Raw genomic sequence first — 22,235 nt, 5'->3', positions numbered from 1 at the left:
GCGGCCCTTTCTTACGGCCTGCTCGGCGAAGAGTCAGGAGGTTTAAAGGTCAGGAAAACCCCAATCCTGGAGTGGTGAGAGCTGGGACAGGAATGTTAAGTGTTCGATGGTTTTTACTTTTTGCAGGTTTTTTAATTCCATCGGACCACCGAGTGCCAACGCAGGAACGAAGCCGTACATTTCGTCACTTTTGAGTTGGCCGAGTTTTTCGAGAGCCGGTCTGAATAGATCGTCTAAGTCGCTTTCGTCAGGTTTTTTTGACGAGAAAAAAACTTTTATGCCGAAGTCAAGCTTTTCGCCTGTAAATTTAGAGGTTCGTGGAGTGTATCGGGCTAAGTAGCTGTTAATGGTCAGGCAACTACCTTGTCTTTCACCCCACACATAAAGCTTGCCAAAAGCGCTACGGGCTATAACATGATAGTTGTCCTGTTCAAATATATCTGTGCCCACAAGCCATTGTTCAAGTAACTCTTCATAGTCTTGAGGGTTGACCGTCCAGAATATTCCTTGAGCATATCCGCTCCAGCCATGATCTTTCCAGTATTCAAGTAGCTGATTAGGTAGTTTGTTTTTGTACCGATCAATACTTGATGTGGGAACCTCTTGGCGGCTAAATTCCGTGCCGAATTTTTCTAGAAAAAAAGCGAAATCCTCATCCATTTTTAACCCCTTTCTTATCACATCTTTCAAGTTTCGCGTTAATCTTCGTGCTATCACGAATTGACTCAGGAATATCGTTGGCAGCGCTGTCCAATCCGCCTATACGGTTCGACCACTGAGGGCCTATGCTTGAATTGATCCGTTTGTCACCAAAGCCCCCGATAATGTCTTTTCCTCCGGCAAATAAGTCAGGATTATGCAAGGCTGCTAATGTAGACATTTTTTGTGCGGCCAGTAGCTCTGCCTGACTCTCTGCTTCCGATGCACTTATATTTTTTGACCTTAGTTCATCTATGAAGTCTTGTTTTAACTTTTGTCTAAATTCATTGCGTGCATCCCTCGCCACCTTAGGATCCCTTACAACATCGCCATCCGTAAAAGCCTTCCGCCCTTTCAGGTACTCATCCACTGTCAAGTCATTCAGCCCATTTTGCTGAACTTCTAGCTGGTCATCAAACTCTTTAGCAAGGTTGCGGTGCTTTTCACTTAATCTAAAGCATGGCACCTCATGCTCCGCTATACCCAACGGTTTCTTCGGCTCAGGCTCGTCCTCACGTCGATTGGGTGGTGGAGGCGGGGGCGGTGACTCCGGTTTGTCCAGCGCCCCTCTACGAGGGCCGGCGTTTTGCAGGTCGGGGTGTCTTCTCAGGGCTTCTTCGTGCTCAAGCATCCATTGGCCCAGCTTCGCACCTTTTGAGCTGGCCTGCATTTCGCTGGCAAGCACGTTTGCATTGCCTCAGCCGCGCGTCAGGTAGGCGACGATGGCGCCCAGTAGCACCACCACTTCTTCGTGGCCTTGGGCGATGTGATAGGCGGCGCGGTCTACAACCTGGGGATCATCGCCGCCGAAGGGGTTGAGGCCAGGCTCGCCACGGGTGCCTTCCCAGGCGACTTCGATGCCACGCACGTAATGGTCGAAAATCTGCGGAAGGCCGTCGACGAAAAATTCGGCAATGGAGGCCAGGCCGAGAATCGCCAGGATCCAGGTGCTGACTTCCAGGCCGATTGCGGCACCTGCTGCGCCAGAAGGAAGCGCGCCGATCCCAAAGAAACCGAAGCCGATCCCTGCACCTATCGCGCCTCCGACGAGCGTACTGCCGGCGACGATCATGGCCATTTGGCTAACCACGTCTATCAGGTCGTTGATGATGCTGGCGATGTCGATGTCTGCGAAACGCCGCCCAAGCCGGCGGGCTGCTTGCCATTCGGCGCGGATGAATGCGGTTCTGATATTGCTGATACGGCGAAGGTTGAGCTGTAACGTCGAAACAGGCTCATTGTTGGGGCTGCGCTGGAAGCTGGCTCCAGGCTGGTAGCCCATGCTTTGGCTAAAACGTCGTTCTATATCGAACCACGTTGGCACAATGCTCCATAGCGGCATTCGGCGTCTCCCTGACTGCTCCGGCTGGTAGGGGCACGATAGAGAAGGCCGATAATGAAGTCAAAGCAGGCTGGGTGTTTCTGACGGGTCCTACACGTTGAGTCGCAATGTCCCGCATGCAGCTCTCTGAATTAGTAGGAGCGGACTTGTCCGCGAACTGCCGGGAACCGGCAGCAAAACCGGCCGCCTCAATACACCAGATACAACCAAGGTGGCCGGTTCTGGGGCTGCTTCGCAGCCCTTCGCGGACAAGTCCGCACGCTTTCCGGGCAGAAGCGCGTTATGTGCACGGACCGGGCGACGCTTCGCTTGTCCGCGATTTGTCGATTTTTTGAGAGCTGCACAGTTGAGGACTTTCAGCCTTAAAACGCCAACGTCACCCGCGCATTCAGCGTCTGATCAGACGCATCGCTGCTCACCTGCCCGTTGTAACTCAGCCCTACGCTCAGCGTATCGCTCAACCCTAAATCAACACCTGCGCCGAGTACCGCTGCGCTGCGTGCGATCGGTGCGCCGGAGAGTTCGAAGGTGCTGCCGCCGCTGAAGGCTGCGCGGCTCTCTGGCGTCACGTCGCCATAGGCGCGACGCCAGCCCAGTGTGGCGTTGGGTTTGATTGCGACGCTGCCGGCGTTCAAGTGAGTCGCGGCACGCAGGCCGAGGGTGCTGAAGGTAATGTGATTATCCTGGGATTTGTTCTCCAGGCTGATGGCGTTGCTGTTTTCATCGAAGGCGTCGGTGTCCAGTCGCACATGCGCGAGGTTGGCGAAGGGTTCGAGCTGTGCGTTGCCCATGTCGATGGCGTAACCCAGTTCGCCGAATACCTGATTGGTCGCCGCTTTGTAGTCTTCCTTGAAATGCTCGGAAGAGCCCGGCAGGTTCAGCGTGCGCTTGGCGGTCAGTTCATGCCAGGTGCGCACCGCGCCGAGGCGAAGGCCCAGTTGGCCCCATTTGGCTCCGGCGTAGACGCCCAGGTGGTAGTTATCGCTGTCGGTGGAGCCCGATGCATGGCGCAGGTCGAAGCTGCTGTTGCTAAAGCCGGCCATTGCGCCCAGGCGCCAGGTGTCGTCGAGCGGCACGTCCGCGCCGAACAGCAAACCGCTGGTGTGGGTGTCGAGGCCCGAGACGTCGCGGGTGCTTTCGGTCTTGCCGGTTGCGCCGATGGCCTGAGTCCAGACCACCCCACGCGAAGCATCGCCTGCGAGGGTTTGTGTGCTGCTGCCGAATGCCTGGGCGGACTGCGCTTGCTGCAATCGGTCGTTCATGGCGTTGCGCACCAGGCGGCTGTCTTCGATCAGCGCGGACTGGGTCGATGCATGCAGTTCGTTGGACAGCGCCTTGAAGGTGGCTTGTGCCGTGGAGGCGTCGGATTGCACCACCTGACGCCACAGCGCGTTGTTTGCGCCTGAACTGTCCAGGCCCTGCGCAACGGCCCTTGCGTTGTCGCTGGTCGCCAGGCTGGAGAAGCGCTGGGCATTGCGATCCAGCGTCAGTCCGACATCGGTCGCGGTGTAGTTCAGCGTCGGCGTGAGGAAGGCGAAGTTGGTTTGCACGGCGGCAAATGCACCACTCACGCCGCCGGCTGCCGAGAGGATCGAGTAGCGGCTGGCGGCCAGCCAGTTGCTGCCCTCGACCAGTGACAGCGTGCTGTTATTAATAGTCGCACGGCCACTGGCGACGATACGGTCGGCGTTGCCGTTGGCGTCCGACTCCACTTGGTAAACCGCGGCCTGAGCGAGGTTTACGTCACCGTTGACGTTCAGTTGTCCCACCGAATTGCCCGGCGCAACCACACCGCCCTGAGCGACGTTGATGCCGCCGACGGTGCCGTTGCCACCCAGCGTTGCGCCTTGTTGCACGCTGACGCTGGAGTTGCCCAGATTACCGTTTACAGCCAGACGACCGGCTTGCACCGTCGTTGCACCGGACAGGCTGTTATTGCCCGTCAGGTTCAACGAACCGGCACCGCGCTTGATCAGCGCACCGTTGCCCGCCAGGGTGTTGGCGAGGGTGGCGTTGGTCGATTGATCGACCACCAGCGTCGCGTTGTCGGTGATCGTTCCGCTGCCGAAGGCCTGAGCGTGACCGGTCAGCACGCCGCCGTTAATCACGGTGCCGCCCGAGTAGGTGTTGTTGCCGGTCAGCATCAGGTTGCCGCTGCCGTTCTTGATCAGCGCGCCGCTGCCGCTGATGTCGTTGCGCCAGGCGTCGATGGCGTTATAGCCGCCCAGGCTGGCGTTCATGTTGACTGTGACGTTGGAATTGAACGCTGCGTAGCCATCGCCCGCTGCGTACAGGTTCAGACGGCCATAACCGCCGGACTGATCGATCACCGCATAGCCCGACGAAATTTCAGTGGTCGCCAGGATCTCGCGGCGCTGACTGGCGTCCAGGTACGGGAAGCGTGTTTCCAGCAACACTTCGGCGCTGACCGGCACCACGGGGGCCAGGTTGGTCTGGCCAACCGGGTCGAAGCCATAGGTCATGCGCGAGGTGTACAGCGCTTTGTCCAGAGCGTGTTGGGAGGTGCGGTCGGTGGCCGGGTCTATGGTTGCCATGCAATTGTTGACGTCGCCGCCGCACTGCGCGGTGAAATAATTCAGTGCCTGGGCGCGGGCGTCGGCGCGCAGTTGCGCGTTGGCCGGGTTGGACAGGTTGTCGATGGCAAAGTAGGTGGCGGTGATGCGCCCGCCCATCACGTCGAACGGCGAGTGCATGCCGGCTTCGATGCGGTTGTCGCCAATCTCCGAGGCGCGCAGCATCAACTCGCTGAAACGCTCAGGGATGGCGTAGGCCAATGCGTAGGAAGACAAGTAGGCTGCGTTGGTATGCCCGCTGGGGAACCCCGAGTCGCTGGCTGGCGTGGTGCTTTGCGCCGGGCGCAGGGAAGGCGCAACCACGAAGGCCAGGCTTTGCCCATCCAGGCTTTGTCGCCACGGGCGCGGGTATAAATAGTGGGATTTGGCTGGCGTGGTGGACGCGTCGTTGCGCACCGCGCCGACCAGATCGACCACCTTGCCCAGTGCGGAAGTCGAACTGCCTGCGCCATTGCCTTTGTCGTCGTATTTGACGGTTTTGTTGCTGTCATCGAATTGCGTGATGGTGGTGAAAGCGCCAGCGCCTGCTCTGTAGGCCGCGGTCAGCGAGCCCAGGCCGCTGGTGGCGCTGTAGCTCTGGTCACGGCGGTCATCGAAATAGGCGGCGGTTTCCTGAGCCAGCGTGCGCGAGTTGGCGCGGTCAACCACGATTTGCAGGTTGCGCCGCAGCAGACTCTGCCCCAGCGCGGTCGGTGTGCCGGTGTCCCAGGTCGCGCCGGTGGTCCACAACGTGTCGAACCCGGAAAGCAGATCGACGCCGTTGATCCTGTCGTCACCTGAGCGTCCTGCCGCCTGCACTGAAACGGCCAGCATCGAAAGTATCAGGGACGACACCATGATCTGGACCACCGGTTTACTGCATCGCATAGCGTGCGCCTTCACTCAGTTTGAATAAGGCGCAGACCCTAGCAAGCAGGTCTTACACTGAGATGTATCTGCCGTGACACATTTATGAGCCGCTACGTTCGACAAAGTATGCGGACGTATTCGGGACTATCGATATTCCTCAACGGTATTTAAATTCTTTTTCTTATACCTATACAGTTCCGTCTTTCAGTCACACTGTTCTGGAGTCGGAGTTCTCATGCCTGCAGCCTCCCTCGTTTCATCGTCCACTCGCGCCGCCTCGCAATCGTTCGACGTGCGTCCATTCACCGGAAAGGTGGGCGCGGAAATCGTTGGGCTGGATCTGTCCAGGCCGCTGAATGACGCCGATTTTGCCCGCGTGCATCGGGCGCACCTGGATCACCATGTGGTGGTGTTCCGCGATCAGCAGATCACGCCGCAGCAGCAGATCGATTTCAGTCGCCGCTTTGGCGTGCTGCAGATTCACGTGCTCAAGCAGTTCCTGCTGGCCAATCACCCGGAAATCCTGATCGTCTCCAACATTGTCGAGAACGAGAAGCCGGTAGGTCTGGGCGATGCCGGCAAATACTGGCACTCGGACCTGTCTTATAAAGAACTGCCGAGCCTGGGCTCGATGCTCTATGCCCAGGAGTTGCCGAGCGAGGGCGGCGATACGCTGTTCGCCGATATGCACCAGGCGTGGGACACCTTGCCGCAACACCTGCGTGATGCAGTTGAAGGGCGCTCAGCGGTTCACAGCTACACCGCGCGTTATTCCGAAGGCCACAACGCCGTCAACTGGCGCCCGACCCTGACCGCCGAGCAATTGGCTCAGGTGGTCGAGGTCAGTCACCCGATCGTGCGCACCCATCCTGAAAACGGTCGCAAGGCATTGTTTGTCAGTGAGGGTTTCACCACCCACATTCTGGGCCTGCCGGAAGACGAAAGCCGGCAGATTCTCGGCGAGTTGTACGCCCACAGCGTGCGCCCCGAGCATATCTATCGCCATCAGTGGCAAGCCAACGACATGGTGTTCTGGGACAACCGATCCCTGATTCACCTGGCCGCCGGTTGCCCGGCCCATCTGCGACGCAAACTGCATCGCACGACCATTCAAGGCACTGCGCCGTTTTGATTCAGGAGAGCCGTTCATGAATGCTGTCGCGCAAGGCCACACGGCCAGCACGAGCGCCCAACCGCAAGAAGCCTTGTTGCAGGTTCGCGGCGTCAGCCTCGAATACCGCACGCCAGAGCGCGTGGTACGTGCGACGCACCAGGTCAGTTTCGAGGTCGATCCGTCTGATCGTTTCGTTCTGCTCGGCCCGTCCGGCTGCGGCAAGTCCACGCTGCTCAAAGCGGTAGCGGGGTTCATTCAGCCCAGCGAAGGCGAGATTCGTCTGGCGGGCAATCAGGTCACCGAGCCCGGTCCTGATCGCATCGTGGTGTTTCAGGAGTTCGACCAGCTGCCACCGTGGAAAACCGTGATCGAGAACGTCATGTTTCCGCTCTTGGCGTCACGCACCCTAAAGCGCCCCGAAGCGCTGGAGCGTGCACGTTATTACCTGGAAAAAGTCGGGCTCAGCGCGTTTGCCGATGCTTATCCGCACACCTTGTCCGGCGGCATGAAAGCCCGCGTGGCCATTGCCCGCGCCTTGGCCATGCAGCCGAAAATCCTGCTGATGGACGAACCGTTCGCCGCGCTGGATGCACTGACCCGTCGCAAGATGCAGGAAGAGCTGCTGGAGCTGTGGGACGAAGTGCGTTTCACGCTGCTGTTTGTTACGCACTCCATCGAAGAAGCGCTGGTGGTGGGCAATCGCATCCTGCTGCTGTCACCGCATCCGGGTCGTGTCCGCGCGGAAATCAACAGCCATCAATACGACCTGAAAAGCCTCGGCGGCGTCGGCTTCCAGCAAACCGCCCAGCGTATTCATCGTCTGTTGTTTGATGAAGGTGAGACCGGGACCGTCGAGCAGGAATTGAATTTTCAGGACATCCGGATTGCTTATTGAGTGACTGCTTTGATCGTTCCCACGCTCCGCGTGGTAATGCCTTTCAGGACGCTCCGCGTCCTGTCTACACGATTACCGGGAAACCCAAACCATGAGCCTTGCACCTCCCGCTCGCGAAGAATACGAAGTCACGCTGGAGCCTTTCACTCAGGAAGACCTGGCCCGCGACCTGCCGCTCGCGCAGCGCATCTGGCAGCTGAGCTGGGTGCGCAAAAGCGTGATCATGATCGCCCTGGCCGTGATCTGGGAGCTGGCCGCACGCCTGCAGAACAACGACCTGCTGTTACCCAGCTTTCTGCAAACGGCCGCCGCTTTTTATGACGGGCTGATTTCCGGCGAGCTGCCAGGCAAGGTATGGATTTCCCTGACCGTGCTGATTCAGGGCTACCTGATCGGCATCGTGCTGGCGTTTGCCCTGACCACGCTGGCCGTGTCCACCCAATTGGGCCGCGACCTGCTCAGCACGCTGACCGCCATGTTCAATCCGCTGCCGGCCATTGCCCTGCTGCCTTTGGCGCTGCTTTGGTTCGGGCTGGGGCAGAACAGCCTGATATTCGTGCTGGTGCATTCTGTGCTGTGGGCGCTGGCGCTCAATACCTACGCAGGCTTTCTCGGTGTTTCGGAAACCCAGCGCATGGCCGGGCGCAACTATGGCCTCAAGGGGTTGCGCTTTGTCTGGCACATCCTGATTCCCGCTGCGCTGCCGTCGATTCTCGCAGGCCTGAAAATCGGCTGGGCCTTTGCCTGGCGCACCCTGATCGCCGCCGAACTGGTCTTCGGCGCATCGTCCGGCAAGGGCGGTCTGGGTTGGTACATCTTCCAGAATCGTAACGAGCTGTACACCGACAAAGTCTTCGCAGGCCTGGCAGCGGTGATCCTCATCGGCTTGCTGGTGGAAAACCTGCTGTTCGCCAACATCGAGCGCCTGACAGTCAAGCGCTGGGGCATGCAGCGTTAAAGCGCGCTCTTCTTTTGAATCATCAAGGTGACAAGCACATGACAATTCCATTTCAACGCCCGGCCCTGACGGTACTGGCGGCGACACTCGGGCTGTTCGGCGTACTGCTCAGCAGCGGTGCGCAGGCCGAAGGCAAGATCAGCATCGCTCAGCAATTCGGCATCGGTTATCTGATCCTCGACGTGGTGCGTGATCAGAAACTGATCGAGAAACACGGCAAGGAACAGGGCCTGGACATCAAGGTCGACTGGAACAGCATCTCTGGCGCCACGGCAATGAACGAGGCGCTGCTGGCCGGCGCGCTGGACGTGGTGTCGGCAGGCGTACCGCCGATGCTGACCATCTGGGACCGCACCAAGGGCAAGCAGAACGTCAAGGCCATCGCTTCGCTGGGCTCGATGCCCAACTACCTGCTGACCAACAACCCCAACGTGAAAACCATCAAGGACTTCACTGACAAGGACCGCATCGCCGTGCCTGCTGCGGGTGTGGGCTTCCAGTCGCGTACCTTGCAGATCGAGACCGCCAAACTGTTCGGTAACGACAACTACAAGAAATTCGACAACATCTCGGTGAGTCTGGCGCACCCGGACGCCACCGCAGCATTGCTGGCGGGCGGTTCGGAAATCAACTCGCACTTCTCCAGCCCGCCGTTCCAGTACCAGGCGCTGGAAAACCCCAACGTCCACAAGGTGCTCAGCTCCTATGACGTGCTCGGCGGTCAGGCCACGTTCAACGTGCTCTACACCACGGAAAAATTCCACGACCAAAACCCCAAGACCTACAAGGCGTTCTACGACGCACTGGCCGAAGCCGAGAAAATCATCAAGGCCGACAAACCGGCCGCGGCGCATACCTACATCCGCGTCGAACAATCGAAACTGCCGCTCTCGCTGGTAGAGAAAATCGTTTCCGACCCGGAAATCGACTTCACCATCACCCCGCAGCGCACCTTCATCTACGCCGAGAAACTGCATGAACTGGGCGTGTTGAAAAACAAAGCGGCGAGCTGGAAGGATTACTTTTTCGAAGAGGCGCAGGGCACTGAGGGCAGTTGATCGGAGGATGACGCGGAGTTTCACAAAGGGCATGCCCGAGCGTGCGGAACGATAATCTCGACATCGTGCGGCGCTCCGCGTCGGCATGCCGTTCTGGACGCTCTGCGTCCTCTGTCCGAAGCGCAGCCTTGGAAAGAATCAGGTTAATTCTGCTGCATACGGTGGTCTTGTCAGCTAAAGGAATAAGCGATGATCAACTACCTAGTAGTTCTACGAGTAGCCGATGCCTCCTCAACCCTTTATTGTGAGCATCGGTGATGTTCATCTATCGCAACCCGGTTGCTCGCCATGCCTCAGCCAATCAGTCTGTGCCAATACAGCTACGACGCACTGGACCGTATCGCGACCCGCACGCCGCTCGCCAGGGCTATCGCTGGAATATCCCGGCAGTCCGGCCCGTTGCCGGGGTTCAATGGCGAACTTCTGGACGACATAACCGGCCACTATCTGCTGGGCAACGGCTATCGCGCCTACAACCCGGTGCTGATGCGCTTCAACAGGCCCGACAGCCTGAGCCCGTTTGGCGAGGGTGGTTTGAATGCCTATGCCTATTGCGCGGGGGACCCGGTCAATCGTTCTGATCCGTCAGGGCATGGTTTTCTTGAGGATCTGGAATCCTCGCTCTACATCGGTGCTGCGGTCCTGAACGGCATTATGGGTTTGCTGGCGGTCCGTGCGCCTATAAGAGCTGTATTTAAAGGTGTCAAAGTGAAGCCTCAGGCTGTTGTCGCCGGCAATAATCTGACTTCTCCAGTACAGGCGACCAGAAGACCGGCAACTCGAGCGGAAAAAATCTCGGCATTCACCGGAGTGTCTGCACTGGTTGCCACTGCGGCATGGGCCGCTTCCTTCGCTCTGACAAAAACTGACCCTGAATCACCAGCAATCCACCCGCTGAGAATTGCCGCTATCCTTATTGCCTACCCGACGGCTGGGCTGCGTGGCTGGTCAATTGCTCGTTCCATAATGGACAAGCGGGTCCAGAAGGCAGTGCCTGTCATTAACGTCAATAAACCCTTAGACGATGCTTCGGGCATTCGAGAGTGGGGGTTGGTGGTCGCTGTTAACGGTCGTTGACCATTGGCTTTGCCATTGGTATCTGGCTTTGGCAACCCATAATCGGGTTATCCATCTACTCCTGCGCAAAATTCGATTGTTCATTAATGCGTTCTGATCACTCCCCAATGAACCCTCACCCTCGCCTACAGTCGCATAGTCACGCTATTCTCTCGCCCCACAACGCCCGCACCCGGCAGCCGCACAAGGAGTCTGCATGCCCGTTCGTCTTTTTAGACTGGTTACATTCGGTCTGGCCGCTGCCTTGGCGGCGCTGGCAGGCTGTGGCGAGGAGAAACCGCTCGCTCCGGAACTGCCACGGGTTTACGTGCAATCGGTGAAAAGCGCCGACTTCGCGGCCAGTGTCGCCTTGACCGGCGACGTTCAGGCGCGGGTGCAGACTCGTCTGTCTTTCCGGGTCAATGGCAAGATCATTCAGCGCAACGTGGATGTCGGCGACCGCGTAACGGCACGGCAGGTGCTGGCCCGTCTTGACCCCAGGGATTTGCAGATCAATGTCGATTCGGCTGCTGCCTCCGTGGCCGCCGAGCAGGCTCGCGTCAGTCAGGCCAGCGCTGCGTTCGTGCGCCAGCAAAAGCTGTTGCCCAAGGGTTACACCAGCCGCAGCGAATATGACTCCGCACAGGCGGCCGTGCGCGGCAGCGAAAGTTCGTTGAAAGCCGCGCAGGCGCAATTGGCCAATGCCCGTGAACAGTTGAGTTACACCGCGCTGGTCGCGGATGCGCCGGGGGTGATTACGGCGCGTCAGGCTGAGGTCGGGCAGGTGGTTCAGGCGACGGTGCCTATTTTTGACCTGGCGCGTGATGGTGAGCGCGACGCGGTGTTCAATGTTTACGAATCTCTGTTCGTCCAGCCGCCCACCGATCAAGCCGTACAGGTCACGCTGCTCGACAATCCGGCTATCAAGGTCAGCGGCAAGGTGCGCGAAGTGACCCCGGCGGTTTCGGCGCAAACCGGGACGTTGCAGGTCAAGATCGCGCTGGACCCGCTGCCGGAAGGCATGGACCTCGGTTCGGTGGTCAGTGTGGCGCTGAGCGCGCCGGCCAATGCCAGTGTCGAGTTGCCGTGGTCGGCGCTGACCAAGGACCTCGGCGAGCGCTTGGGCAAACCCGCTGTGTGGGTGGTCGACGAGCAGGGCAAGGTCAATCTGCGCAAGGTGACGGTCACCCGTTACCTGACCTCCAAAGTCATCATCGGCGATGGGCTGAAAGGTGGAGAGAACGTTGTGGTCGCAGGCGGACAGTTGTTACACCCTGATATGAAGGTCGAGATTGCCGAACAACCCAAACAGCAGAATGCGCAGGTGCAGCCATGAAGCGTATGTCATGCCTGTTGCTGGGCGGCCTTCTGCTGAGTGGCTGTGGCAAGGAAGAAGCACCGCCCGAGCCCATACGACCGGTAGTGTTCGTTGAAGCACAGCCCGAATCGATGCAGGATTTCGGGCGTTTCGCTGGCAATATCCAGGCGCGTTATCAGAGCGTGCTGGGTTTTCGAGTGGCAGGGCGCATTGCCCGACGCAATGTGGACGTCGGCAGCGAAGTGAAGAAAGGCGATTTGCTCGCAACCCTCGATCCGACCGATCAGCAGAATAACGTGCGCGGTCGTCAAGGCGATCTGGCCAATGTTCAGGCGCAGTGGATCAACGCGCAGGCCAACGCCCGTCGTCAGCAAGAACTGTTCGACCGTGGTGTCGGTGCCCAGGCGCAGCTGGACGTCGCGCTCACTGACCTCAAGACTGCCAGTTCGTCACTGGAGCAGGCCAAGGCTGCCGAGCAGCAGGCGCGCGATCAATTGAGTTACAGCGAACTGCACAGCGATCACGATGCGGTAGTGACCGAATGGAAAGTCGAGGCCGGGCAGGTGGTGACCGCCGGGCAGGAAGTCGTCACCCTGGCGCGCCCGGATATCAAGGAAGCAGTGATCGATCTGCCCGACGCACTGGCCGACCAGTTGCCCCGCGACGTGGTTTTCACCGTGGCCAGCCAGTTGAATCCGGACATCAACACCACCGCGACCATTCGCGAAATCGAACCCCAGGCCGACCGCACAACACGTACTCGCCGTGCGCGCCTGTCACTGGCCGAAACGCCAGTGGCGTTCCGGCTGGGCACTGCCATCAGCGTGACGCTCAGCTCGACCATCACGGCGCGCATGCGTTTACCGATCAATGCCCTGCAGGAGGTCGATGGCAAACGCCAGATCTGGATCGTCGACCCGCAGAGCCAGACGGTGAACCCCAGAGCGGTGAATATTACCAGCCGTGACAACGACAGCTTTGTGCTGGCAGACGGTGTCAAAGCCGGTGAAAAAGTCGTGAGCGCAGGCGTCAACAGCCTCAAGCCGGGTCAGAAAGTCAAAGTCGATGAGGAAAGCCCGCGATGAAAGGGAATTTCAATTTATCCGAGTGGGCCATCAAGCATCAGTCGTTTGTCTGGTACCTGATGTTCGTCGCGCTGCTGATGGGCGTGTTTTCCTACATGAAGCTTGGGCGCGAGGAAGACCCGTCCTTCACCATCAAAACCATGATTATCCAGACCCGCTGGCCGGGCGCGACGGTGGACGAGACCCTGGAGCAGGTGACCGACCGCATCGAGAAGAAGCTTGAAGAGCTGGACTCGCTGGACTACGTGAAAAGCTATACCCGACCGGGCGAGTCCACGGTCTTCGTTTACCTGCGTGACACTACCAACGCCAAGGCGATACCGGAGATCTGGTATCAGGTGCGCAAGAAGGTCGATGACATCCGCGGCCAGTTCCCGCAGGGGCTGCAAGGCCCGTCGTTCAACGATGAGTTCGGCGATGTGTACGGCTCGATCTACGCGTTTACCGCAGACGGCTTTTCAATGCGTCAGTTGCGTGATTACGTCGAGAAGGTTCGTGCCGACATCCGCGAAGTGCCGGGTCTGGGCAAGGTCGAGATGATCGGCCAGCAGGATGAAGTGCTGTACTTGAACTTCTCCACCCGCAAGCTCGCGGCATTGGGCATCGATCAGAGCCAGGTGGTGCAAAGCCTGCAATCGCAGAACGCGGTGACGCCTGCCGGGGTGATAGAAGCCGGGCCGGAGCGGATATCTGTGCGCACGTCTGGCCAGTTTGCTTCCGAGAAGGATCTGGCAACGGTCAATCTGCGGATCAACGACCGCTTTTACCGCCTGAGCGACATTGCCGACATCACGCGCGGCTATACCGATCCGCCCAAACCGCTGTTTCGCTTTAACGGCAAACCGGCCATCGGCCTGTCCATCGCCATGCAGAAGGGCGGCAACATCCAGGCGTTCGGCAAGGCGCTGCACGAGCGCATGGACGCCACGACCGCCGAGCTGCCGGTGGGTATCGGCGTACACAAGGTCTCCGATCAGGCCGAGGTGGTGAACAAGGCCGTGGGCGGCTTCACCAGCGCGTTGTTCGAGGCGGTGATCATCGTGCTGCTGGTCAGCTTCGTCAGCCTCGGATTTCGCGCGGGGTTGGTGGTCGCGTGTTCGATTCCGCTGGTGCTGGCGATGGTGTTTGTGTTCATGGAATACAGCGGCATCACCATGCAACGGATTTCCCTCGGCGCGCTGATCATCGCCCTCGGTCTGTTGGTGGATGACGCCATGATCACCGTGGAAATGATGGTCACACGGCTGGAAATGGGTGAAACCAAGGAGCAGGCCGCGACTTACGCCTATACCTCCACAGCGTTCCCGATGCTCACCGGGACGCTGGTGACCGTGGCCGGCTTTGTGCCGATCGGTCTGAACAACAGCTCGGCGGGGGAGTACACCTTTACACTGTTTGCTGTGATTGCCGTGGCGATGCTGGTGTCGTGGGTGGTTGCCGTGCTGTTTGCGCCGGTGATCGGCGTGCACATTCTGAGCGCCAACATCAAGCCCAAATCCGAAGAGCCGGGCCGCATAGGCCGGGCATTCAACAGCAGCATGCTTTGGGCCATGCGCCATCGCTGGCTGGCGATTGGCATCACGGTAGGGTTGTTCGCTGCGTCACTGTTCTCCATGCAGTTCGTACAGAACCAGTTCTTCCCGTCTTCTGACCGCCCGGAAATTCTTGTCGACCTGAACCTGCCGCAAAACGCCTCGATCAACGAGACGCGCAAGGTGGTGGACCGTTTCGAAGCGAGCCTCAAGGACGATCCGGACATCGAGCGCTGGAGCACCTACATCGGGCAGGGGGCGGTGCGTTTTTACCTGCCGCTCGATCAGCAACTGGAAAACCCGTTCTATGCCCAGTTGGTGATTGTCAGTAAAGGCCTGGAAGAGCGGGGCGCACTGACCGCGCGTCTGCAAAAGCGCCTGCGTGATGATTTCGTCGGCATCGGTTCCTACGTGCAAGCCCTGGAAATGGGCCCGCCGGTGGGGCGTCCGCTGCAGTATCGCGTCAGTGGCGAGAGCATCGACAAAGTGCGTCAGCATGCCATCGAGCTGGCTACGCTGCTGGACCACAACCCGCATGTGGGCGAAGTGATCTACGACTGGAACGAGCCGGGCAAGGTTTTGCGCATCGACATCAATCAGGACAAGGCCAGACAACTGGGGCTGTCGTCCGAGGACGTCGCCAAGTTGATGAACAGCGTGGTCAGCGGCTCTACCGTGACGCAGGTGCGTGATGACATCTACCTGATCAACGTGGTCGGACGCGCTGAAGACGCCGAGCGTGGTACGCCGGAAACGCTGCAGAACCTGCAGATCGTGACCCCTACCGGAACCTCGATTCCGCTGCTGGCGTTCGCCACTGTTGGCTATGAGCTTGAGCAGCCGCTGGTCTGGCGACGTGATCGCAAGCCGACCATCACCGTAAAAGGCTCGGTGCGCGACGAAATTCAGCCGACCGATCTGGTCAATCAGCTGAAGCCGGAAATCGACAAGTTTGCAGCCGGTTTGCCGGTGGGCTACAAGGTCGCGACCGGTGGCACGGTTGAGGAAAGCAGCAAGGCGCAGGGGCCGATTGCCAGTGTTGCGCCGCTGATGCTGTTCCTTATGGCGACGTTCCTGATGATCCAGTTGCACAGCGTGCAGAAGATGTTCCTGGTGGCCAGTGTCGCGCCGCTCGGGCTGATCGGCGTGGTGCTTGCGCTTATTCCGACGGGTACGCCGCTGGGGTTTGTGGCGATTCTCGGGGTGCTGGCGCTGATCGGCATCATCATCCGCAACTCGGTGATTCTGGTGACCCAGATCGATGCCTATGAAAAGAGTGGCTATCTGCCTTGGGACGCTGTGGTCGAAGCCACCGAACACCGCCGTCGGCCGATTTTGCTGACCGCCGCAGCGGCCAGCCTGGGCATGATCCCTATTGCCCGCGAAGTGTTCTGGGGGCCGATGGCCTACGCCATGATTGGCGGCATCATCATCGCCACGCTGCTGACCTTGCTGTTTTTGCCAGCGCTGTACGTGGCCTGGTATCGCATTAAGGAGCCGAGCGACGAACAGCGTCAGGAAGCCGAAGACAAGGACGAGGATGAAAACGCGCAGCCTGCGCATTGATGATCGTCCCCACGCTCCGCTTTTGATTATCGTCCCCACGCTCTGCGTGGGGATGCATTTCTCGACGCTCTGCGTCGCAAAAGGGACGCAGAGCGTCCTGAACGGCATGCCAACGCGGAGCATTGGCACGATAATCAAGGCATCCGTTCAGACACTGTATTTTCGGTGAATATACCGGCCCTTTCGCGAGCGATGCGGATCGCCGCCCGAGGCTTGCGTATAACGCCGGGCGCTCTGCGTGGGGCATCTCTTGACGCTCTAGCGCCGCCAGACGCTCGCCAGCCACGGCTGCTGATCCCTCGGCAGCCCGGCGGGGCGGTAGTAGTGTTCCAGTTCGGCAAACCCGGCGTCGGTCAGCAATTGGCGCCATGTTTCGAGGTCGTGATACGCGCCGTAGCGCTCGCCTTGCCAGCCTTCCTGGTTTTGCCCGCGCGGGTTGGAACTGAACAGTACGCCGCCCGGTTTAAGCGTGGCATACAGTTCGCGCAGCACGCGTGGCAGCTCCTGCCTGGGGATGTGGAACAGCACCGCATTGGCGAAAATGCCATCGAAGTGGCCTTGCGGCAGATCGAGTTCAAGGAAGTTCTGCTGGAAGACTTCGCAGCCGGTTTCGGCACGGGCCATCTCGGCGAAGCGCTCGGAGCCATCAAGCCCGACCGCAACGTGCCCCATTGCCGTGAACGTCTTCAGGTCACGCCCCGGGCCGCAGCCGAAATCGAGAATCTGCCACGGCGCCGATCCTTCGATATGGCGCAGCAGCGCGTCGATGTTCTGGCTGACGTCATGGTCGCGGGTGCCTTCGCGAAAGTCATCGGCCACACGGTTGTAGTTGCCGAGGGTGGCGGACGTGATGTGCGCAAGGGTCTGTGGATCAAGTTTCATCAAAGGCGGTCCGGTGAGGGAAGACCGCCAATATACCCTAGGGGCGGCTGCTCAGCGTCTGTCGAAGCTGCGCGCCAGCCGGTCACCGCCCAGTTGCACCAGCGCCACCACGGCCACCAGCAATACAATCACAGTCAGCATCACCTGTGTGTCAAAGCGCTGATAGCCGTAGCGATAGGCAATGTCGCCCAGCCCGCCTGCGCCAATCGCACCGGCCATGGCCGATGAGTTGATCATGGTCACCAATGTGATGGTAAAGCCGCCGACAATGCCGGGACGCGCTTCGGGCAGCAGCACATGCCAGATGATGTGCCAGCGCCGACAGCCCATCGCCTGCGCGGCTTCTATCAGCCCGTGATCGACCTCGCGCAGGCTCACTTCGGCGATACGCGCGAAGAACGGCGTGGCGGCGATGGTCAGCGGCACTACCGCCGCCCACACGCCATAGGTGGTGCCGACGATCATCCGCGTGAACGGGATCAGCGCCACCATCAGGATCAAAAAGGGAATCGAGCGAAACAGGTTCACAAAGCCGCCCAGCACCCGATTGATCGCCGGTGCCTCGTAGATGCCGCTTTTGGAACTGGTGACCAGAATCACCGCCAATGGAATGCCCAACAGCAGCGCGATGAGTGACGACACACCGACCATCAGAAACGTGTCGAGAGTGCCTTGCAGCAAGCGATCAACCCACATAACCCAATACCTCCACACGCGGTGCCAGTTGCCGGGCACGCAATAGCAGTTCTTCGCGAGGGTGCGGCGAGCCGGCAATCAACAGAATCAGGTGGCCGATGGCGCGGTCCTGAATACGCTCGACCCCGCCTTGCAGCAGTTGCACCTTGCCGCCCAGCGTCGCGAACAGCGCGGCCAGGTCCGGCCCCTCGTCGCTGACCCCGGTGAAATGCACATCCAGCAGGATGGCCGCATCAGGCCGTTGCGGATATTCGCTCAGGCGCTCGGCCCACTCTTTGGGCAGCCCGAGTTGCAGCGGTGCCAGCAAGGTCTTGCTGACTTCGTGCTGCGGGTCGCCGAACACTTGCCAGACCGGGCCTTGCTCGACGATTCGGCCTTGCTCCAGCACCACGACGCGGTGACAGATATCACGGATCACTGCCATTTCATGGGTGATCAGCACAATGGTCAGGCCCAGGCGCTGATTGATCTCGCGCAACAGGCCGAGAATCGACTGGGTCGTTTCCGGGTCCAGTGCCGAGGTGGCTTCGTCGCAGAGCAGAATCGCCGGGTCGTGCACCAGTGCGCGGGCGATGCCGACGCGCTGTTTCTGCCCGCCGGACAATTGCGCCGGATACGCCTTGTGCTTGTCCTGCAAACCCACCAGTTCCAGCAACTGAGTGACCTTGCGGGCGCGTTGCTCTTTCGGCACGCCAGCGACCTTGAGCGGCAGCTCGACGTTCTGCCACACGGTCTTGGCCGACATCAGGTTGAAGTGCTGGAAGATCATGCCGATGCGTCGGCGCAGTTCCACCAGTTTGTCTTCGTTGAACTCGCCGATGTCCACCTGATCGATCAGCACCCGGCCGCTGCTGGGTTGTTCCAGACGATTGATGGTGCGGATCAGCGACGACTTGCCTGCGCCGCTACGACCGATGATGCCGAAAATCTCGCCGCGCTGGATGGCCAGGTCGATGCTGCCCAGCGCCTCCACCGCGCCCTGTTTGCCGTGGTAGGTCTTGCCCAGATTGATGAAACGCACATGGGCGCGGTTCAACTCCGGGTGCAGTTCGGCCTGTTGCGCCAACTGACCTGCGCCCGTGGTGTCGAGTGGCAGTTGCCGTTGCGCGGTTGCCGTCATTCTTTCCACCCTACCTGGTAGAGCTTGCCGTTGACCTTGTCCAGCGCCGCACGGACCACCGGCGAGTGCTGGTAGATATCGACGAATTTTGCCAGACGTGGATCGTCTTTACGCTCGGGTTTGATGACGAACTGAATCACGTATTCCGGGTGATCCATGCCGTCGAACAGAATCGCCGAGTCGGCCGGGAAGGTCTTGGCCAGGCGGATGTAGGCGGGGTAGCCCTGCACCAGGTCGGCGTCATCGTAGGCGCGCACCAGTTGCACGGCTTCCACCTGAATGAGCTTGAGTTTCTTCGGGTTGGCGGTGATGTCTTCCTCGGTGGCCTTGTAGCCAACGCCCTGCTTGAGGGTGATCAGCCCGGCCTTGGCGAGCAGTTGCAAGCCGCGCCCGCTGTTGATCGGGTCGTTGGCGATGGCCACGGTGGCACCGGTCGGCAGCTCATCGAAGCTTTTGTACTTTTTTGAGTACAGACCGACGTTGTTGATGATCCCTGGCGCGTAGGGCACCAGCCCGAAACCGGCGGCTTCGTTGGCGTTGGTCAGGAACGGGATATGCTGAAAGTAGTTCACGTCGATGTCACCGGCGGCGAGGCTGACGTTGGGCGCGATCCAGTCGGTGAACTCCACCAGCTCGACTTTCAGGCCCTGCTTACCGGCTTCTTCGACAGCGACTTCCAGCGGTATGGCAAACGCCGCTGTGGTGCCGACTTTCAGGGGGTTATCGTCGGCGTAAGCGGTCAGGGTCAACAGGCCGAGGGCCAGTGCTGCGAGGGTTTTGGTCATGGTGCGGTCCTTTTAAAAATCCCTAAGTTTCGTCCCCACGCGTTGCGCTCATCGCTCCCACAAGACCTGTGTACAACGCTCAGCGCTTCAGCGTGGGAGCGCATGTCGTCATCAAATATGCCGGTGTGCTGCCCCTGCATGCCGTTGCGGTAAACGATCCGTACCTTCTGGAAACAGTTTTTTGCGCAGGCTGCCGTCTTTGTATGCGGTCTTGTATGACCCGCGGCGTTGCAGCTCCGGGATGACCAGGTCGATGAAGTCCTCGTAACTCTCCGGCGTCACGATGCGGGTCAGGTTGAAGCCGTCCAGGCCGGTTTCCTCGATCCACGATTCCAGCTCATCGGCGACCTGCTCAGGCGAGCCGATCAGCGTGATGTAACGGCCGCCCAGCGCGTGCTGATCGAGCAGTTTCTGGCGGGTCCAGTCGTTGTTTTTCAGGTTCCTGGTCGCCGACTGAATGGCATTGCTCTTCACGTACTGAATAGGTTCGTCCAGTTCGTAGTCGGCAAAATCAATACCGGTCGAGGCCGCAAAGTGCGCCACGCCCGCTTCGGCGCTGGCGTGAAGACGGTACTCGGCGTGCTTCTCGCGGGCCTGCGCTTCAGTCGCCGCAACAATCACGTTGAGGCCCATGAACACCTTGACGTCATCCGGTTTGCGCCCGGCCTGCACCGCGCTGGCGCGCACCTTGTCCACCTGCTCGCGGGTCGCGGCCTTGTTCTGACCACTGATGAACACGCACTCGGCGTTCTGGCCGGCAAACTGTAAACCACGCTCCGAACTGCCCGCCTGAAACAGCACCGGCGTGCGCTGCGGCGACGGTTCGCAGAGGTGATAGCCTTCGACCTGATAGAACTCGCCCTGGTGCCGAACCTTGTGGACCTTGCCCGGCTGGGCGTAGACGCGCTGCTCGCGGTCGTTGATCACCGCATCGTCTTCCCAACTGCCTTCCCAGAGTTTGTAGAGCACCTCCAGGTATTCATCGGCCTGATCGTAGCGGCGGTCGTGTTCGTTCTGCTCGCTCAGGCCCATGGCCCGCGCTGCACTGTCGAGATACCCGGTGACAATGTTCCAGCCCACCCGACCACGGCTCAGGTGATCAAGCGTCGACATGCGCCGGGCGAACAGATAAGGCGCGTCATAGGTCAGGTTGGCAGTCAGTCCGAAACCCAGGTGTTTCGTCACGCCCGCCATCGCCGAGACCAGCAGCAACGGGTCGTTGACCGGTAACTGAATGGCTTCCTTGAGCGTGACGTCTACCGAGTTCTGATAAACGTCATACACCCCGACGATATCGGCGATAAACAGCCCGTCGAACAAGCCACGCTCCAGCAGTTTCGCCAGATCGGTCCAGTATTCCAGGCTGTTGAATTGCGTGGAGGTGTCACGCGGATGCGTCCACAACCCGTGGTTGATGTGGCCAATGCAATTCATGTTGAACGCATTGAGGAGGATCTTCTTGCGCGCCATCAGATCGTCCCCCGCAATGGCGGGTTTGTGTCGTTCAGGTAGTAGTTGCCGATGGCGTGAAACTTCCAGCGCACCGGATCGTGCAGCGTGTGCACGCGAGCGTTGCGCCAGTGGCGATCCAGGCCATGTTCGGCCAGGGTCGATTGGCTGCCTGCCAGTTCGAACAGCGTGCTGCCCGCCGCCAGGGAAATCTCCGTGCTGATGGCGCGGGCTTCTGCCACTGCGATCGAGGCAGCGGCGACGTGCTCGGCAGTGCTGTCGGCCTGGGCGATATCAAGAAATTCCCCGGCCCGTTCCAGCAGGGCTTCGGCGGCGTGCAGGCGAATACCGAGCCTGCCGAAGCTGTGCAGCGTCAGCGGGTCATCCACGGCTTTTTCGATACCCGAATCAATCCATGGCCGGGTGCGGGTACGAACGAAGGTCAGCGCGTCCTCGAATGCGGCGCGGGCGATGCCGGTGTCGATGGCTGCATGGAGAATCTGCGCCAGCGGGCCGACCGTGGTTGGCCGCTCGAAGGCGCTCTGGAATGGCACTACCTCAGCTGCGCTGACGTACACGTTGTCGAAGACCACCGAGCCGCTGCCGGTGGTGCGCTGGCCGAAACCGCTCCAGTCATCGATAACCGTCAACCCCTCGCTGTCATGCGGGACGAACACCAGTTGCTGCACGCCGTCGTCGTCAACCACCGACGTGGGAATACGTTGCGCGTACAGCGCGCCGGTCGCGTAAAACTTGCGGCCGTTGATGCGATAACCGTCGCCATCGCGAGTCAGGCGCGTGGTGCGGTCGTGTGCGGTTTTGGTCCCCAGCTCAGCCAGCGCGTTGCCGAAGCGCACGCCTGCCAGCGCCTCGGCATACAGCCGCGCCTGTTGCTGGGGGCTGCCGTTCACGCGCAGCACTTCAAGGGCGTAAAAATGGTTCTGCGGAATCTGGCCGAGCGAGCCATCGGCTTCGGAAATCAGCTGGATCACCTTGGCCAGCGTCACGTTTGAAACGCCCGCGCCACCAAAGGCTTTCGGCACGCTGATGCCCCACAAGCCGGACTGGCTGTAGATGTCGAGTTCGGCGTGGGGTAAACGGCGCTCACTGTCGCGTTGGGCGCTGCCGGTCTTGAACTGCGAAGCCAGTTCGCCAGCGACGTGCAGGGCCTGCGCGTCACTGGTAATCAGCGCTGCGTGGTCGCGCGCCTGTGGATTGAAACTCATGAAGGGTGTTC

At 59.9% G+C, this 22,235-nt stretch carries 16 protein-coding genes and 1 pseudogene; 8 read left to right on the top strand and 9 right to left on the bottom strand.

The annotated features are described in order from the left end of the window. Positions 1-42: 42 nt before the first annotated feature. The 3 genes and pseudogenes from QRN38_RS14650 to QRN38_RS14640 form a co-directional block, all read right to left on the bottom strand. Entirely contained in the window at positions 43-660 is a 618-nt protein-coding gene (locus tag QRN38_RS14650) for a GAD-like domain-containing protein (RefSeq protein ID WP_007245548.1), read from the bottom strand. Continuing rightward, positions 653-2,041: pseudogene (locus tag QRN38_RS14645) on the bottom strand (DUF6861 domain-containing protein). Before QRN38_RS14645 ends, QRN38_RS14650 begins: the two are co-directional and overlap by 8 nt. Positions 2,042-2,403: 362 nt before the next feature. Beyond that, on the bottom strand, positions 2,404-5,502 hold the full coding sequence (locus tag QRN38_RS14640; RefSeq protein ID WP_057418302.1) for an autotransporter domain-containing protein: 3,099 nt from the start codon (positions 5,500-5,502) through the stop codon (positions 2,404-2,406). A gap of 217 nt (positions 5,503-5,719) precedes the next feature. On the opposite strand from QRN38_RS14640, the gene QRN38_RS14635 reads away from it, so the two are divergent. The 8 genes from QRN38_RS14635 (at position 5,720) to QRN38_RS14600 (ending at position 16,066) form a co-directional block, all read left to right on the top strand. Then, complete coding sequence (locus tag QRN38_RS14635; protein WP_007245552.1) at positions 5,720-6,616, top strand: TauD/TfdA dioxygenase family protein; 897 nt, start codon at positions 5,720-5,722, stop codon at positions 6,614-6,616. Between the two features lie 16 nt (positions 6,617-6,632). Then, a complete protein-coding gene (locus QRN38_RS14630) occupies positions 6,633-7,493 on the top strand; it encodes an ABC transporter ATP-binding protein (RefSeq protein WP_011105360.1) in 861 nt (286 codons plus the stop codon). 91 nt (positions 7,494-7,584) lie between these two features. Continuing rightward, complete coding sequence (locus tag QRN38_RS14625; RefSeq protein ID WP_005737007.1) at positions 7,585-8,451, top strand: ABC transporter permease; 867 nt, start codon at positions 7,585-7,587, stop codon at positions 8,449-8,451. A 38-nt stretch (positions 8,452-8,489) separates the two neighbouring features. Further along, entirely contained in the window at positions 8,490-9,509 is a 1,020-nt protein-coding gene (locus QRN38_RS14620; protein WP_005765596.1) for an ABC transporter substrate-binding protein, read from the top strand. 288 nt (positions 9,510-9,797) lie between these two features. Continuing rightward, entirely contained in the window at positions 9,798-10,586 is a 789-nt protein-coding gene (locus QRN38_RS14615) for an RHS repeat-associated core domain-containing protein (protein WP_057418303.1), read from the top strand. Between the two features lie 196 nt (positions 10,587-10,782). Then, positions 10,783-11,901, top strand: a complete 1,119-nt coding sequence (locus QRN38_RS14610) for an efflux RND transporter periplasmic adaptor subunit (protein WP_057418304.1) — start codon at positions 10,783-10,785, stop codon at positions 11,899-11,901. After that, positions 11,898-12,968: an efflux RND transporter periplasmic adaptor subunit gene (locus QRN38_RS14605; protein ID WP_005765590.1), complete on the top strand. Its 1,071-nt coding sequence runs from the start codon at positions 11,898-11,900 to the stop codon at positions 12,966-12,968. Before QRN38_RS14610 ends, QRN38_RS14605 begins: the two co-directional genes overlap by 4 nt. Next, positions 12,965-16,066, top strand: coding sequence for an efflux RND transporter permease subunit (locus QRN38_RS14600; protein ID WP_057418305.1), 3,102 nt, complete (start codon positions 12,965-12,967; stop codon positions 16,064-16,066). Before QRN38_RS14605 ends, QRN38_RS14600 begins: the two co-directional genes overlap by 4 nt. Before the next feature lie 258 nt (positions 16,067-16,324). Here the strand turns inward: QRN38_RS14600 and QRN38_RS14595 are convergent, their stop codons facing one another. The 6 genes from QRN38_RS14595 to QRN38_RS14570 form a co-directional block, all read right to left on the bottom strand. Next, entirely contained in the window at positions 16,325-16,948 is a 624-nt protein-coding gene (locus QRN38_RS14595) for a class I SAM-dependent methyltransferase (RefSeq protein ID WP_057418306.1), read from the bottom strand. A 51-nt stretch (positions 16,949-16,999) separates the two neighbouring features. Next, positions 17,000-17,644, bottom strand: a complete 645-nt coding sequence (locus QRN38_RS14590; protein ID WP_057418307.1) for a methionine ABC transporter permease — start codon at positions 17,642-17,644, stop codon at positions 17,000-17,002. Then, positions 17,634-18,764 carry a methionine ABC transporter ATP-binding protein gene (locus QRN38_RS14585; RefSeq protein ID WP_005765582.1) on the bottom strand — a complete coding sequence of 377 codons (1,131 nt, stop codon included), beginning with the start codon at positions 18,762-18,764 and terminating at the stop codon, positions 17,634-17,636. The genes QRN38_RS14590 and QRN38_RS14585 overlap by 11 nt, the downstream gene beginning before the upstream one ends. Next, complete coding sequence (locus QRN38_RS14580) at positions 18,761-19,549, bottom strand: MetQ/NlpA family ABC transporter substrate-binding protein (protein WP_057418308.1); 789 nt, start codon at positions 19,547-19,549, stop codon at positions 18,761-18,763. The genes QRN38_RS14585 and QRN38_RS14580 overlap by 4 nt, the downstream gene beginning before the upstream one ends. A 111-nt stretch (positions 19,550-19,660) precedes the next feature. Continuing rightward, positions 19,661-21,019, bottom strand: coding sequence for an LLM class flavin-dependent oxidoreductase (locus QRN38_RS14575; protein ID WP_057418309.1), 1,359 nt, complete (start codon positions 21,017-21,019; stop codon positions 19,661-19,663). Further along, positions 21,019-22,224, bottom strand: coding sequence for an SfnB family sulfur acquisition oxidoreductase (locus QRN38_RS14570; RefSeq protein WP_057418310.1), 1,206 nt, complete (start codon positions 22,222-22,224; stop codon positions 21,019-21,021). Before QRN38_RS14570 ends, QRN38_RS14575 begins: the two co-directional genes overlap by 1 nt. Positions 22,225-22,235 lie beyond the last annotated feature (11 nt).

It is taken from the genome of Pseudomonas sp. CFBP2511 (assembly GCF_030209255.1).
Lineage (GTDB): Bacteria > Pseudomonadota > Gammaproteobacteria > Pseudomonadales > Pseudomonadaceae > Aquipseudomonas > Aquipseudomonas avellanae.
The sequence above is the reverse complement of the archived record's forward strand: the minus strand, read 5'-3'. Positions and strand labels throughout refer to the sequence as shown.